Below are 16,185 nucleotides of genomic sequence, written 5' to 3'. Positions count from 1 at the left end.
ATCCCATCATAAAAATGATGGGATTTTTTGTTCCAATAATTTAATTCTTAAGGATTTGTAGACCAAATACCTGCATCTTTTACAAACACTCTTCTATTCAATTTTAATTGCGCTACAATCAACTCAGCAATATCTACTGGTTGCATCACCGTTTCAGGATTTCCATCCGTTAAATCCATATCAATAGCCATATCTGTAGCTGTGGTACTAGGAGTTAACGCAGTTACTCTAATGTTATTTTTTCTTACCTCTTGCATTAAAGATTCTGTCAACCCTAACACTGCAAATTTAGATGCACTATAAGCACTTGTTACCGCTGCACCTCTTAAACCTGCTGTAGAAGATATATTAATAATGTCTCCTGTATTTCTCTCAATCATTTGAGGTAAAAATGCTCTGGTTACATAATAAGTTCCCATTAAATTTACCTGAATAATTTGTTCCCATTTTTTCACTTCCATTTCTAAAAACTTAGCAAAACCACCAACACCCGCATTGTTAATTAAAATATCAATGGTATCAAACTGGTTAAACACCGCTCCAGAGGCCTTGTTTACAGATTCTATAGAAGCCACATCTGTAACTACCGTTATTGCTTTTACTCCCAAAGCTCTAACCTCTTTGGCAACCTCTAACAAATCGCTCTCTGTTCTTGCCAACAAAGCTACGTTTACACCCTCTGCAGCCAAAGCCAATGCTATTGCTTTCCCAATTCCCTTACCTGCACCTGTAATTAATGCATTTTTACCTTTTAAACTTATCATGTCTCTTATTTTTTATTTCAAATTTAACAAGCAATTTATCAAACTGCAATCTTAACATCTATTTTTTTCGCTGTTTTTACACCATTGTAAAGTCGTGTTATTAGGGCATTACCTATTTTAATTTTCCACTTTGTTCCAATTTAAAATAGGTCGGGCTTTCACTACTCGCTTTTTAGATACTGAAAAAAGTTCAGCATCTAAAAGAGCTCAAACAAATAGCTCTATCCCTAATGCAAAAATAAACACATAAAAAAAACCGAGTTTATACAAACTCGGTTTTAAATTTTTAAGCCTCTAAAGCTTGTTTTATATCTGCAATAATATCGTCTATATGTTCTAAACCTAAAGAACAACGCACCATACCATCTGTAATACCTACAGCTAACTTAACCTCTGGTTCTACTTTTGCATGTGTGGTACTTGCAGGATGTGTTACAATAGTTCTAGTATCTCCTAAATTGGCAGACAAAGAACACATTTTTATATTGTCAAAAAAGTTTCTTCCACCATCAACTCCACCTTCTACCTCAAAAGCAACAATAGTTCCTCCTAATTTCATTTGCTTAATAGCAATTTCGTACTGAGGGTGTGATTTTAAAAATGGATATTTCACCCATTTTACCTTAGGATGACTTTCTAAAAACTCTGCTAACTTTAATGCATTGTCACATTGTCTATCGGCTCTAACCGCCAATGTTTCTAAAGATTTAGACAACACCCAAGCATTAAAAGCACTTAACGAAGGTCCTGTTAAACGCGAGAATAAATAAATTTCACGGATCAAGTCTTTGTTACCTACCGTAATTCCTCCTAATACTCTTCCTTGTCCGTCTATTAATTTGGTTGCTGAGTGAATGACCAAATCGGCCCCAAACTTTATAGGCTGTTGCAAATAAGGAGTTGCAAAACAATTATCAATAATTAATAGAATTCCATGTTTTTTCGCAATCTTACTCAACACTTCTAAATCCAACACATCTACTCCTGGGTTTGTTGGAGTTTCTGCATAAATAAATTTGGTATTGGGCTGAATTAACTTTTCTACATTTTCAACATCATTTACATCAAAATAAGAAGATTGAATGTTCCATTTTGGAAAATATTTGGTAAACAAACCATGCGTAGCTCCAAATACCGAACGACAAGAAACCACATGATCTCCTGCACTTAACAAGGCTCCAAACGTAGAAAAAATAGCTGCCATTCCACTTGCAAAAGCAAAACCAGCTTCTGCTCCTTCCATCAAACAAATTTTGTCTACAAACTCATTTACGTTCGGGTTGCTGTATCTACTGTACAAATCACGTTGCTTTTCCTCTGCAAAAGAAGCTCTCATTTCTTCTGCATCCTCAAAAACAAAACCTGATGTTAAATATAAAGGCACAGAATGCTCAGAAAACTGAGTAGTTTCTGTTTGGGTTCTTACCGCTAGGGTTTCAAAATTCTTTTTTTCGTTCATTTTCATTTACTTTAGTAATGAGTACAAAGTATTAAGTACTGAGACTTATCAACTTTGCGTAAATAATTTTAGTAACAAGTAGGCAGTATAAAGTACAGTACCAACTCTTGAGTTGTTAAAAACTTAATACTGATTACTCAGTACTTTGTACTAATTAGAACTACAGTTCTAAATCTGTCAATCTCATAATATCTCCAAACACACCACGGGCAGTTACGTTAGCTCCTGCTCCTGCTCCTTGAATAACTACAGGTTGATCTCCATAAGACTCCGTATAAATTTCAAAAATAGAATCTGCTCCTTTTACTTGCCCTAAAGCAGAATTACTAGGTACTGAAACTAATTTTACCTCTAGAACTCCTTTATCAGAAGCTAAATCCCCATGTAAATCTCCAATATAACGCAATACGTGATTTGGTTCTTGTTTATCTTTTATTTCTTGATAAACAGGATCCAATTCAGTCAACTGACTTAAAAAAGAAGCGGTATCTCCTTCTCTTAAAGGTTCTGGAATTAAATTGTGAATTTGCACATCTTCAAACTCGTTTTCTAAATCCAATTCACGGGCTAAAATCAATAGTTTTCTACCTACATCATTTCCGTTTAAATCTTCTCTAGGATCTGGCTCTGTAAACCCTTGCTCTGCAGCTTGGTTTAACACTTCGCTAAATTGTACATCTTTGGCAGAAAAATTATTAAACAAATAACTTAATGTCCCCGAGAAAACTCCTTTAATTCTGGTAATATTTTCTCCTGATGCGTGCATCAATTTAATGGTATCAATTAAAGGCAAACCTGCTCCTACATTGGTTTCGTACAAATATTGTTTTCTGTTTTGTAGCAAAGCCAAACGCAAATCGTTGTAAAACGCTAACGATTTTGTATTTCCTATTTTATTAGAAGACACCAAGTTAAATCCATTTTCTATCAACGGAATATAATTTTCTGTCATTCCTGCACTGGCAGAATTATCAACAGCAATTAAGTTTCCTAAATGGTTTTCTTTTGCATATTTAACAATCGCTTCTATGCCTTTGTATGGAATTCCGTTTTCTTTTAAATCTTGTTTCCAAGTTTTTTCTATTCCATCCGCATTAAAATAAACTTTTTTAGAGTTTGCTACTGCAAAAACATTTAAGTCTATTCCTTTACGTTTTAAAATATTCTTTTTACTCTCTAAAATTTGCTTAATTAGCGTACCCCCAACCAAACCAACTCCAAAAACAGCTACATTTATTTTTTTGGCAATTCCAAAAATCTCTCCATGCATTACATTTACTGCTTTTCTTAACTCTTTATTATCTATCACCAAACAAACGTTATTACCTGTAACCGTATTATTAATTAGTAACGGTTTTATATTGTTATTAACCAATGCTGTATAACTTGTTTTAAAGGAACTTAAAGAGTTCCCTAAAATAGACACCACAGCAACTCCTCTTGTAATCGTAATTTTATTGATATCATTACTCAAAAAATCCAAATTAAATTCATTTCCTAAAGCATCTTTGGCCTTGTGAGCATCGGTTCCACTTACCACAAAACTAATACCACGTTCTGAGGAACCTTGAGATATAATCCCCACACTTACATTTTCTTTTTGCAAAGCGGTAAACAAACGAGCATCGATCCCTACTTTACCTAACAAACCTCTACCTTCTAAACTTACCAAAGCCATATTTTCTTGCACAGAAATAGCTCTAATTCCGTTTTTAGATGTTTGCTCTGCGTTGATTAAAGTTCCTTGACTTTCTGGCTCAAACGTATTTAAAATACGCAAAGAAATGTTCTTTTTTACCAAAGGAATAATCGCTTTTGCATCTAACACATTATCACCCAAATTTGCCAATTCATTTGCCTCATTAAAAGACAAGTGATTTATTTTTTGTGCATTGGAAACCAAATTAGGATTGGCCGTATAAATTCCACTTACAATAGTGTAATTCTCTAATTCTTCTGCATTTAAATAGCCTGCTATTAAAGATGCTGAATAATTACTTCCATTTAATCCAATAGTTGTGGTTTCTCCATCTAGACTTGCTCCTACAAATCCTGTAACTACAGGAATCGTAGTCGATAAGTTTATACTTGAAAAATACTTTTTAGCATTTTCTTCTGTAATTTCTTCTAACAAAGTTGCAGCTCCGTATACATTATCTGTTTTAAATAAACTTCTAGAATCTGTGTACTGAGCATTTATATTTTGGTTTACTAATAGAGCCGTTATCATTTTACCAGACAACAATTCTCCATAAGCAGTTACCAAGTCTTTTATTTTGGGACTGTAATCTTCTAACAAATGAACTCCCTCAAATATTTTTTCTAGAAAAGTAAACTCTTCAGAAAAATCAATTGTTGGCAATGGTTCTTTTTGATAATTTTTAAAAATCTCAAAAGCAACCTGATAATCTTCTCCTTTTTTTGCACTCTCTAACAAATCTAACAAATCATCTGTTGCAGTTCCTCTTGCAGAAACTACAATTACCATTTCTTGTTTGTTTTGTATTTTATTTAAAAGAATAGAAATAACGCTTTGTATTCCTTCTCCGTTAGCTAGTGATTTTCCTCCAAACTTTAATACTTTCATTTCTTGAGGTTTATTTGTTTATGGGTTAAAGTGTGTAATTACTTAAAACACATCTTTTAACAATACTTTTAACTGCTCATCTTCTACTAAAAATCCATCATGACCATGAATCGACTTTATTTCTTTATATACCGATGAAACTCCAGCTTGCGTTAACAATTGATGTGTTTCTCTATTTTCTTCAGGCACAAAAAAGAAATCAGAATCTATTCCTATCTGAATAATTTTAGCATTGATAATTTTGGCAACTTCTTCAAAAGTTCCTCTTCCTTCGGTAATATCTAACGTGCTTAACAAATGATTTACCATCTGATAAGCTTTTAATTCAAACCTTTGTTCTAATTTATATCCGTGATGTAACAACCAACTTTCTACATTAGAAATTCCCAAAGCCTCATTTTGCGTTCGGTTAAATTTTTCTTTAAAAGAAGCGGCTGTTCTATAAAACAACATCGCCATCATACGGGCATCGTGTACTGGTTTTTTAGAATTCACCAAAATTTGTTCCTGTACCTTGTTGTGAGCCAAAATCCAATCGGTAGCTTTCCAGTCTGATGCTATTGGAATGATATATTCTGCTAAATTTGGAAATAACACAGCCATTTCCCAAGCAATTCCACCACCTAAAGAACCTGCTAAAATAGAATGTAATTTAGTTATTTCTAAATCTTGTAATAACAATCCAAACAATTGAGCAACATCTCTAGCGGTAAAACTTTTTACATCGTCAATTAAATTCTCGGGTTTGTTATCATATCCATTTCCAGGAATATTAATAGAAAGAATGGTATACTTATCTGTGTCTACTAAATTTCCTTTAGATACAATTCCTTTCCACCAACCGGTATGCTCTCCTGCAACATCGGAATTTCCTGTTAATGCATGATTTACCAAAATAATAGGAGCTGTGTGTAGTGGCTGTCCAAAAACTTCATAAGAAAGTTCTAAGCTCGCATAATACACACCTACCAATGTAGTGTAATCTTTTAGGGTTCTATGTTGTAAACTTTTGTTCAATGTCTTAAAATCATTTAAAACTCATCCGTTTCTATTCTAAACAAATGTAGAATGAAATTGTGTAGTCTTTGTAAGTTATCTTGATTTTGTAAGAGAATTGCTCTTGGGTTATCTATCCAACAAACGTTGGTAGAACGTAGCACCTTCATTTTAAGAAATTTAGTTTTTCGCTAAAAAGGGTTGCTAAGGCTTCAACGGGTCTATTCCCTCTACCTTTCATGATAACATACTTCAATACATAATGAGCTGTGGCAAAGTTATAAATTATATTATGGATTACCAATTTAATTCCAAAGTCATTTTAATACGTAAAAAAGGGAAACAACTTTATGCATCCCTTATTCTTACTATTTAACGTAGACAAAATACCATAACACTTATCTATGTAATCCTTTATTTTTCAAAAAATATAATAATTCTTTAGGATAATCTGTTTGTATAATATTAATGTGTTTTTTATTTAGTTCTGTATATCCTGTTTGATTCTTAACCTGTAGGTTATCATATTTCCCTAGGGCATTTGCCCAAATTCTATAACCTTTCCTTGTTAAATCTTTTGTCCAATCTTCTTTATAAAAAGAAAAATCTATGTGTACTACTTTTATACTTTCCTTTTTCAGCATTTTTCTCACTTGTTTATAACTGTGAGCACGTGGTAAAATAGCTATTGTAGAATCTAACTCTAAACCCATTTTAATTTTTTTCCTATCAGAAATAAAGAAAAGCACTTGATCTTGGCATTTTTTTGTTTGAATAATTTTATATGCTTTTTTGAATGCTCTTTTACGCTCTAATTTAAAATCTACATCCATCACAATTTTATCTTTAATTGCATCTAGAGCATCCTTAAAAGAAGGAACAGTTTCATTTGTTGGAACTCCGTTAAACAACAAACGTTCTTTTTTTAACTCCTCCCAAGTAAGGTCTTTTATTTTTCCTTTCCCTGTAGTGGTTCTATCAATTGTTGAATCATGCATTAACACCAAGTGATGATCTTTGGTTTCTCTAATATCTAACTCAATAATATCTACTCCTAAACGGATGGCTTCTTCTATAGATGGAATAGAATTTTCAGGGTAATTTTGATGTGCACCTCTATGCGCAGCTACTAACTTATATTCTGGATGATTGTAAAAATCATCCAGAATTTTACTGGCTTGGGTTTGTTGTGCAACAACCGAAAATTGCTGTATTAAAAAGAAAACCAGCCCTAAACAGGCTTTCCTTATTATTCTGTTATTCATGTCTAATCCAATTATTTTTAAACCACCCTTCAACCTCCAATTAAAAACAAATGAGAAGAAGCAAGGATGGTTTTAATATTGTTTATTTAAAATCTTTTTTTAAACGTTCTTGTGTTTTGGGAATTTTATTTCTCACCTGTTTTTTTCCGTTAACTTTTGTCATTTCAAAAGCATCATATATGTTTCCAATAGGTGTAAATGCTTTATAATTTAAAATGTCATTTTCAATACTTATAATTTGAAACAACTGGATGTTTTCTCCTCGTCTATCCATCCATTTTTTATCTTCAGACTCGTACATTTTAGGACCACTTACAGAAACCGCATACACCGTACCTGTTTCATAAACCCCTGTAATACCTGTAGGAATATTCTTTACAGAACCACGTGCATAAGTATGATCGTGCCCTGTTAAAACTAAATCTAGTTGATATTTTTCTATAACAGGTTGCAATGCTTTTTTCATTAATAAATTGTCCTCATCTCGTTTTTTTGCAACCGATAGAACAGGGTAGTGTAAAAACAAAGCTGTCCATTTTTTGGTATTTGTAGACAATATTGAATCTAACCATTTTACCTGTGCATTTCTAGAGTGCTCCTTATCATCAAAAGAAACAGCATCTAATGAAATTAATTTTAAATCTTGATAATCGATAACATACGTAGTCTCTTCCACCTCTTTTAAAGGACCATTTTTAGGCAAATTAAATTGGGGTCTCCACAATGGCGTTAAAACTTCATTACGATATTCATGATTTCCTGGGGTCATAACACTTGGCACTGTTGCATGAATAAAACTTCCTGCATGAAACCATTCTCCCCATTCTAAATTACTGTCCCTACTATTGATTAGGTCTCCTGCATGCAACATAAAATCTACCTTAGGAAACAGTTGATATGAACTACGAATTAAACGGCTCCACATAGACTTCACCTCATTTTGTGCATCTCCAAAATAGATAAAACTAAAAGCCTTATTAGCCAAATTAGAAGCTGTAGTTGTATGGTACCATTCACTCCATAAACGACTGTCTTCTCCTCCATTTCCAACGCGATAAGCATAAATGGTATTGGGTTGTAAGCCTTCGACTTTTACAGAATGATAATTAGCAACCACCAAAGGTTCATTGTTTTTTTTACTTTGATTTTGAAAATACTCTGTATCTGCTTTTACCCTTTTTATTCCGTTTTGTCTAAATTCTGGTCCATCAGTAGCAACAGCAATTTGAATAAATCCTTCTGTAACTTGAGCATTTGTTCTCCAGTTAACAGCAATACTATTTTCTGGATGTTCCGTTAAATGCAATATTACACGATCTGGCACTTTACTTGGAAAAATCAACTTATGATTCAACACCGAATCTTGTGCTTTATACACATTATGATGATAGTGCTCTCCTTCACTATGTGCATGTGTAGGACTACTTTCTTTTTTAGTAGTACAGCTCCAGAAAACTAGAGCTGCAATACCTGTTAATTTTATGACTAATTTCATGTATTTATTATTTTAATAACCACATTAATTCATAATTATCATCATTTGCCCAACCTTGGGCATCAATAGCATTTTGGTAATTTTCGGCATTGTAACTTCCTTCCGATGCAGGATATGGTAAACGAGTAGGAAACGAATCTTCTATAGCCATAGACCCTATAGGAAAATCTGGAAATCCTGTTCTTCTATGATCAAACCAAGCCTCTGCACCACCAACAAAAATTAAACTCACCCATTTTTGCTCCATAATTTGCTCCAAGGTTCCGTTGTACGAAACTTTTGCCTGAGAGTAATAACTATCAGCTGTTGCTTTTGTAGCAACTTGATATTGCTCCATAGAAGTCTCAATACCTTTTAAATACAACGCTTCTACTGTTTTACCCTCATAAGTTAAACCGTGATTTAACACCAATTCTGCCAAATTGAAATACATTTCACTTGCCTGAAAAATTACAGCTGCAAACAACTCATTTTCATCATCATGAAATACAGCATTGAACTCAGACATATTGCTAGTTTCATATTTTTCATAATTTGTAGTTCCATTATACGTTGGCAAACCAGAAGTTGCTAATGGTAAACCTACATAAGCATCATTGGTAATGGTTCCTGCAGCTGGATCTGCTACTTCACGAATCCACACAGGCAATCTTGGATCATTACGTTCTAAAAGAAAATCAACTAAAACTTTACTAGGTCTTCTTTTTTCAAAATCTCCATCAAAAGAACCAAATGGTGACGAGTCTGAATCTTTAACTCCCAAATATGGAACTTTAGCATTGTCCTCATTATTTAAAATTAATGGGTATTCTGTACTGTTATTTACAAGAGTCTGAATTTGTGAAACAGCATCGCTCTTTTTATTAGACAATCTTAATAAATATCTTAATCTTAAAGAATTTGCCAATTTTCTCCATTTTAAAGCATCTCCACCAAACATAGGATCAAAATCTTTAAATTGTACTAAAATCCCCTCTTGGCTTAACAAAGTATTTGCCTGATCAAAATAATCTAAAACAGCGTTATAAATTGTTTCCTGATTACTATAAACTGCAGTGTAATCTTCATTTTCTGCATTCAAAGCGTCCTTAAACGGAACCTGTCCATACCCATCTGTTAACGTTCCAAACAAATACCCTTTTACTATTAAAGCAACCGCTTGTAAATGCATATTATTCTCGTTAATTGCTTTGTTTAATAAATCTTCATTATCAATTAAAACCTTAAACACATAATCCCAATTTTCTTCGTCCCATTTAAAATTATCTCTAACGCTATTGTCTGCCCTAGTAATATATCTACATGGAATCCCCATTAGTCCTTTCATGTTTTCACTTGTTAAATCGTAGGCAGTATTTAAAACTACAGAACTTAACAAATAAGGAGCATCCACATTTACTGGAGCGTTTGGGTTGTCATTTATTTCTTCAAAGTCGTTAGTACAGCTAAAAAGTAAAATACTAGCTGTAACTAAATAATATATATTTTTAAACATGATTTTTATAATTAAAAGTTAGCACTAAGTTTTATACCAAAACTACGAGTTGCAGGAAGTTGCCATGCAGCTACACCTTGCGTGATTCCTAAAGAACCACTATTCGACAAATAATTTTGTGTTTCTGGATCGTATCCTTTATCATAATCCCCTGTAATGTAACCATCTCTGTTACGTTTAATTTTATAGGCAAACCAGCTTAACAAATCATTACCAATTAAATCTATACTTAGACGATCAAAAGGTTTTAACTTGTTAAATGTATAACCAATACTCATTTCACGAAGTTTTACATATGTTGCTGTAGACATATGAAACTCTTCATAATCCCATAATTCTCCATAATAAGGTTCCGAGGCCAAAGCAACAGTGTTTTCGCTATAAGTTCCGTCTCCGTTAGCTACTATTCCTGGTATAATACCACCATCTACACGCGTTTGTCCGTCTTGTACAAAAGAAACCCCTCCAGACTGTGCATCTCTAAATTGAGTAGTAAAGGTTGTACGACCATCTGACATTAAATTTTTAGCCGTGTAGTTGTAAAACTGTCCTCCTTGTCTCCAGTCTAAAGTAAAATTCATTCTAAAGTTTTTGTAAGTAAGTGTGTTGGTAAAACCTACCGTAAAATCTGGATTCCTACTCCCTGTTTTTGTCCAAGTATTGTCTCTAATAAACATACCGTCTTCTAAAATATATCTACCAGCATGCTCTCCTTCTTTAACCGTAAGCGGTGTTCTTTTATCGTAAAAATCTCCCATAGAACCACCAACTTCTAACAATTGATAAATTCCTGTAGTAGAAGCTACTTGATAACTTTCTATATCTTGATGTAATGAAATTACTTTGTTTTTGTTTTTACTGAAATTTGCATTTAACATCCACTTAAAATCTTGAGTTTTTAAAGGGATTGCATGCAAAGCTACCTCAACACCTTGGTTCTGAATTTCTCCAGCATTGATTACTTTTGATGTTCCTCCAGAGCTAATTGCAATTGGTAAATTAATAATTTGATTATACGTATTACTCTTATACAAAGCCACATCTAACCCCAATCTATTTTTAAACCAACGTACATCAAAACCAACTTCTAAGTTTCTGGTTTTTTCAGGTTTTAAATTATTATTCTTTAAGTTCTGAGAATTACTAGCTAATTTTAAATCTCCCCAATCGCTAAATCCATAAGTATTGGTTAACTGATAAGGAGACGTATCATTTCCAACTTCGGACCAACTTAACCTTAATTTTCCAAAAGAAAACACATTTGATTTCATATTAAAAGCATCAGAAAATAAAAAACTTAAAGAAGCTGCAGGATAGAAATAAGAGTTGTGTTCTTCTGGCAAGGTACTAGACCAATCATTTCTTGCAGACAAATCCAAGAAAAGCATATCATCAAAAGATAAAGAAGCCAAAGAGTAAAGACTGTTTATTCTTTTTTTACTAATACCATCTGTGTTATTTACAGTTCCTGCTGCTGCATTAGAAATATTATAGTAATTAGGTATTTCTAATTTTCTAGTATTTGCTTTGTTATAATATTGGTTTTGATCCATTCTATTTACTCCTAAAGACACTGTTAAATCAAACATTTCATCTAACTTAGGTGTGTAAGTAAACAAGGCATCTACATTTGTTTCTGTAAAACCAATAATGTTATTTCCATAAGCTCCTGTAGGAAATTCGTTACTGCTAAATGCTCTTTTAGTTACACGTTGCTCTTGGTAAGTATCAATTCCTGAACGCAATTGCAAACTCATTGTTGGGTTTATTTTATAATTCAGTTGTAACTTTCCAAACAAACGAGTTCTTTTAAATTCGTTTAACTGTTCGTAAGCTGTAAAAAATGGGTTGTCTGCACCTTCTAATTCTTTTTGCTGCAAACCGTCTAAACCATCTTCCCAATAAGAACGATAATCATTAACATTTGTATTTGGTGTTAACCTGTACACCACTTCCGTAGTATTGTCATCATCACTTTTTCCTTGACCAGGTCTGTTATCACTTTCTGCAACACTAAAATTTGCCATAGCAGACACCGACAAATTATCTTTAATTTTATAAGTTGTGTTTAGGTTGTAACTATTTTTTTTATAATCCGTATTTGGTACAATACCCGTGTTTTGTAAATTGTTATAAGACAATCTAAAACTACCTTTATCATAATTTCCTGTTACAGACACATTATTTGTTAAGGTTTGACCTACTTCATAAAAATCTTTATGTCTATCTGGATAAGCTTTTAACTCTCCAACTCTAGTCTCTCCTCCGGGATAATTTTGAACCGCCATTGCTCCTGGAGTAATACGTGGCCCCCAACTTGCAGCTCCTGTTGCAATTGGCACTCCATCTCCATTTACTGCCATAATATCAGAACCCGCAGCAAATTCATTTTGAAACTCAGGAAACAACCAAGGAGTATCAAATTTAATAGAAGCATTGTAACTCACTCCTATTCCTTGTTTTTTATTTTTTCCGTTTTTGGTAGTAATTAAAATGACCCCATTTGCAGCTCTAGAACCATACAAAGCAGCTGCTGCACCTTTTAATACTGTAATATCTTGAACATCGTCTGGGCTAATATCCATAGCTGTATTTCCATAATCTACATATGCACCTCCTGAAGAATCTGCATTACGATTGTTAGAACTTACTGGAATTCCATCTACAACAAACAAAGGTTGGTTGTCTCCGCTAATAGAAGATTCTCCACGAATGGTAATTAAAGATGATGAAGCTGGATCTGAACTTACATTGGTAACTTGCACCCCTGGCATTTTAGCCGAAAGTGCATTTGACAAATTTGCACGCTTGGTCTCTGTTACAGATTCTCCTGCTACCTTTCCTACAGAATACCCTAAACTTTTTTCTTTTCTAGAAATTCCTAAAGCAGTTACCACAACTGCATCTAACATTTCACTAGAGGGTTCTAAAGAAATAACAAGATTAGACTCTGGTTTGTTAAATGTTTTAGAAATTGTTTTATAGCCTAAATAACTAATCGTAATAGTTACAGGATAGTCTATATTTTTAACAACAAATTGTCCCGAAAAATCAGTCATTAAGCCATTATTACTTCCAGATACTACTATAGAAACACCAATTAAAGGCTCTGAAGTTTCTTTATCAACAACCAAACCTCTAAGCTCACTTTGTTGATATTTTTCTTGTATATTATTATTTTTACGAATTAAAAACACACGATTACTTAATTTGTATGTTAAATTAGCACGTGCCGAAATATCTTTTACAGCTGTTTCAACCTTTTTATTTGTATACTTTACATCGTATGTTTTTTGATCGTTTAAAATATCTTCTCCGTAATTAAAGGTATATGAAGTTTGAGTTTCTAACTCCGAAAAAAATTGCTTTAATGTTATAGATTGCTGTTTAATTGTTACATTTACGGGATTATTACCGTAAGCATAACTTTTTAATAATGAAAACGCTAACATCAATATAGTCGTGCGTTTCATCATAAAGTTTTTATAAATTTTCATTTTTGTGTTGATTAATTATTTTGAGATTGTCAATACATTTTTAGATCCATGGTTGTTGGAGCAACTGTGGATTTTTTTTTATTTTGTTTCTGTGTTTTTGCTAATTATCAGTTTTTCATCATATAGTTTGTAATTTAATTGAGTAATAAATTTTAGATTGCTTACTATTTCTTTTAATGGTGTTTGCTGTTGGATTTTAAAATTTAGTTTTTGACTTGCGATTTGAACATTAGAAAACTCTGTATTTACTTGAAATTTTACTGCTAAAAACTTTACCACTTCTTCTAGAGTAGCATTTTTAAAATATACTTCGGATAGCATCCAATTTTTAAAATTTGAATTACTCTCTTTTACTTTATTTATCGTTTTGTTTTTTGCAATTGCTTTTTCAAAAGGAATCAAATCAACTGAATACTTGTTTTTTGACACTCTTACTTTTCCCGTTGCAACTGATACTGCTGTACAATTTTTGTGTGAGTTTATTAAAAATGAAGTACCCAAAACAGTTGTTAGCACATCGTTTGATGCTACTTGAAATGGCTTAACAACATTTCGTTTTACTTTAAAAAATGCAGCTCCATTAATTAAAGAGACCTCTCTTTTATTCTTACTAAATTTAGCTGGATATTGAAATATACTGTTAGTTGCCAAATACACTTTAGAACCATCGGGTAGACTTAAAGAATCTATTTGTTGCCCCGTTTTAAACTCAATTGTTCTATAGGTATAGTTATAAAACCCTACAGGAATTAATAAAATCCCTACAACACAAGCGGCAGCTGTGTAGACCATTTTTCTTGAAAAACCAAACCATAATTGTTGACGGGTTTCTTTTTCAATTTGTTTCCATATCTGCTTAGAAAGCTCTTCTGAGTCGACGTGTTTAGGTAGTTTTTCTTCAGATTTATTGAATTGATCTTTAGCAAAATCATTCATTAACTGTTGTTCTTTTATAGATAAGCTACCTTTAAAAAAACCGTCAGCCATCTTTTTTAATATGTGTTTCTTCTTTTTCACTAAATGGATATTACTAATTTGTTCATCAGTAAGTAAAAGAAACGCTATTTTGGTACTATTGACAAAAGTTACCAATATGTTACCAAAACATTATCTCAAAAAAAAACACAAGAAAAACTATACTTCTTCTCCTCCTTTTTTAAAAACGGATTTTAAATGATTCATCGCTATTAATAATTGATTCTTTACTGTTTGTGGAGCAATATCTAATTGCTCTGCAACCTCAGCAATGCTCAAACCTTTTATTTTAGTTAGCTGAACAATTTCTTTTCTTCGTTCTGGTAAAGATGCTATCGCCTGATTTAAAAGCTCAAAAATGGCCTCATTATTTTGATCAGCAACCGATTCTAATACAAACTCCTCAAACTGCTCTTCTAAGTATATTGTTTGTTGGTTGTTTTGCTGGTTATAATAGCTAAATAATTGATATTTTACTGCCTGAAAAAGATAGCTCTTTAGGTTATGAATATTAAGAGAATTCCTGTTTTCCCATATATAAATAAAAACATCTTGAACCACACGTTCTGAGGTTGACTCGTCTCCACCAGAAAATTTATATGCAAAAGCATACAGTCTTTTCCAGTATAATTGATAGAGTTTGTTTAAAGCTGCTTGGCTACCTTTCTGGAGTTCTTCTAGCAAAAATTCTTCGTTGGTCGTCAAGATTAAAAATACTTTTGCAAACAAAGAAAGGACAATTGTTTATTCTAAATGTGAAAACAGGATTACTATTATGTAAAAATTGTTAGACAAAACAACCGTCTTTTTTTTAAATCTGAGTTAGTTATCTCACTTTTTATTGACTACCTAAAAAACGAATCAAATGAAATTTATAAAAACACTTTCAATAACATGTTTATTCATCACCATTATTGCATGTCAACCCAAAAAACAACCACAAATAACTAACACTCCTAAAAACATAAAAAAAGGAGAAGAGATAGTTAACAAAGCCATTGCAGCACACGGAGGTGATTTGTATAAAACAGCCTCTTATTCTTTTGATTTTAGAGGGAAAGAATATTCTTTTACTCACAAAGGCGATGAATTTAAATACACCTTAAAAAATAAAGAGATTTTAGATGTTTTAGAAAACGGAAACTTCTCCCGTTACCAGCAAGGTCAACTTATAGAATTGTCTCCTAAAAAAAGGAATAGCTATTCTGCAGCTTTAAACTCTGTCTTGTATTTTAGTTTGCTTCCTTATAAATTAAATGATGCAGCCGTACATAAAACTTATATTGATACAATAACTATTAAAAACAAAAAATACCACACCGTTAAAGTTACTTTTGATGAAAATGGTGGTGGTGAAGATCATCAAGATATTTTTTACTACTGGATAAACAACCAAACAAACACGGTTGAATATATAGCTTATAAATACGAAGTAAACGGTGGTGGAATTAGATTTAGAAGTGCCTACAATACTAGAAATGTTGATGGAATTTTATTTCAGGATTACATTAACTACAAAGCTCCTTTTGAAACTAAAATGACAGAATTACCTTCTCTTTATGAAACAGAACAATTAAAAGAAGTTTCTAGAATAAACATCACAAATATTACCGCTATTAGGTAAAACATAAAAAAACTCGTTTCTGATCTTT

Annotated in this window: 11 protein-coding genes and 1 riboswitch; of the genes, 1 reads left to right on the top strand and 10 read right to left on the bottom strand. The window is 32.5% G+C overall.

Going from position 1 to position 16,185, the window contains the following annotated elements:
- Positions 1-47: 47 nt before the first annotated feature.
- The 10 genes from FHR24_RS04065 to FHR24_RS04020 all read right to left on the bottom strand — a co-directional run bounded on the left by FHR24_RS04065 (position 48) and on the right by FHR24_RS04020 (position 15,262).
- Positions 48-764 (bottom strand): 3-ketoacyl-ACP reductase, encoded by a 717-nt coding sequence (locus FHR24_RS04065; protein ID WP_167184226.1) that lies wholly within the window; start codon positions 762-764, stop codon positions 48-50.
- Between the two features lie 286 nt (positions 765-1,050).
- Positions 1,051-2,223: a trans-sulfuration enzyme family protein gene (locus FHR24_RS04060; protein WP_167184224.1), complete on the bottom strand. Its 1,173-nt coding sequence runs from the start codon at positions 2,221-2,223 to the stop codon at positions 1,051-1,053.
- A gap of 160 nt (positions 2,224-2,383) precedes the next feature.
- A complete protein-coding gene (gene thrA / locus FHR24_RS04055; protein ID WP_167184222.1) occupies positions 2,384-4,810 on the bottom strand; it encodes a bifunctional aspartate kinase/homoserine dehydrogenase I in 2,427 nt (808 codons plus the stop codon).
- A gap of 42 nt (positions 4,811-4,852) precedes the next feature.
- Positions 4,853-5,827 carry an alpha/beta fold hydrolase gene (locus FHR24_RS04050; protein ID WP_167184220.1) on the bottom strand — a complete coding sequence of 325 codons (975 nt, stop codon included), beginning with the start codon at positions 5,825-5,827 and terminating at the stop codon, positions 4,853-4,855.
- 105 nt (positions 5,828-5,932) lie between these two features.
- Positions 5,933-6,055: riboswitch (SAM riboswitch) on the bottom strand.
- Positions 6,056-6,204: 149 nt separating this feature from the next.
- Complete coding sequence (locus FHR24_RS04045) at positions 6,205-7,071, bottom strand: glycerophosphodiester phosphodiesterase family protein (protein ID WP_167184218.1); 867 nt, start codon at positions 7,069-7,071, stop codon at positions 6,205-6,207.
- 82 nt (positions 7,072-7,153) lie between these two features.
- Entirely contained in the window at positions 7,154-8,566 is a 1,413-nt protein-coding gene (locus FHR24_RS04040; protein WP_167184216.1) for a purple acid phosphatase family protein, read from the bottom strand.
- Between the two features lie 7 nt (positions 8,567-8,573).
- Positions 8,574-10,061, bottom strand: a complete 1,488-nt coding sequence (locus FHR24_RS04035; RefSeq protein ID WP_167184214.1) for a SusD/RagB family nutrient-binding outer membrane lipoprotein — start codon at positions 10,059-10,061, stop codon at positions 8,574-8,576.
- A gap of 11 nt (positions 10,062-10,072) precedes the next feature.
- On the bottom strand, positions 10,073-13,558 hold the full coding sequence (locus FHR24_RS04030) for a SusC/RagA family TonB-linked outer membrane protein (RefSeq protein ID WP_167184213.1): 3,486 nt from the start codon (positions 13,556-13,558) through the stop codon (positions 10,073-10,075).
- A 78-nt stretch (positions 13,559-13,636) separates the two neighbouring features.
- On the bottom strand, positions 13,637-14,545 hold the full coding sequence (locus FHR24_RS04025) for a FecR family protein (RefSeq protein WP_167184210.1): 909 nt from the start codon (positions 14,543-14,545) through the stop codon (positions 13,637-13,639).
- A gap of 147 nt (positions 14,546-14,692) precedes the next feature.
- Entirely contained in the window at positions 14,693-15,262 is a 570-nt protein-coding gene (locus FHR24_RS04020; RefSeq protein ID WP_208412280.1) for an RNA polymerase sigma factor, read from the bottom strand.
- Between the two features lie 136 nt (positions 15,263-15,398).
- Between FHR24_RS04020 and FHR24_RS04015 the strand changes: the two genes are divergently transcribed.
- Complete coding sequence (locus FHR24_RS04015; protein ID WP_167184204.1) at positions 15,399-16,157, top strand: DUF6503 family protein; 759 nt, start codon at positions 15,399-15,401, stop codon at positions 16,155-16,157.
- The last annotated feature ends 28 nt before the right edge of the window (positions 16,158-16,185 follow it).

It is taken from the genome of Wenyingzhuangia heitensis (assembly GCF_011762155.1).
Lineage (GTDB): Bacteria > Bacteroidota > Bacteroidia > Flavobacteriales > Flavobacteriaceae > Wenyingzhuangia > Wenyingzhuangia heitensis.
This window is presented reverse-complemented; position numbering and strand designations above follow the sequence as displayed.

What these genes read in the sequence shown, in the direction of transcription:
- FHR24_RS04030 (WP_167184213.1), bottom strand. Translation starts at nt 13,558, where the DNA reads ATGAAAATTTATAAAAACTTTATGATGAAACGCACGACTATATTGATG.
- FHR24_RS04045 (WP_167184218.1), bottom strand. Translation starts at nt 7,071, where the DNA reads ATGAATAACAGAATAATAAGGAAAGCCTGTTTAGGGCTGGTTTTCTTT.
- FHR24_RS04060 (WP_167184224.1), bottom strand. Translation starts at nt 2,223, where the DNA reads ATGAACGAAAAAAAGAATTTTGAAACCCTAGCGGTAAGAACCCAAACA.
- FHR24_RS04040 (WP_167184216.1), bottom strand. Translation starts at nt 8,566, where the DNA reads ATGAAATTAGTCATAAAATTAACAGGTATTGCAGCTCTAGTTTTCTGG.
- FHR24_RS04035 (WP_167184214.1), bottom strand. Translation starts at nt 10,061, where the DNA reads ATGTTTAAAAATATATATTATTTAGTTACAGCTAGTATTTTACTTTTT.
- FHR24_RS04025 (WP_167184210.1), bottom strand. Translation starts at nt 14,545, where the DNA reads ATGGCTGACGGTTTTTTTAAAGGTAGCTTATCTATAAAAGAACAACAG.
- FHR24_RS04015 (WP_167184204.1), top strand. Translation starts at nt 15,399, where the DNA reads ATGAAATTTATAAAAACACTTTCAATAACATGTTTATTCATCACCATT.
- thrA (WP_167184222.1), bottom strand. Translation starts at nt 4,810, where the DNA reads ATGAAAGTATTAAAGTTTGGAGGAAAATCACTAGCTAACGGAGAAGGA.
- FHR24_RS04065 (WP_167184226.1), bottom strand. Translation starts at nt 764, where the DNA reads ATGATAAGTTTAAAAGGTAAAAATGCATTAATTACAGGTGCAGGTAAG.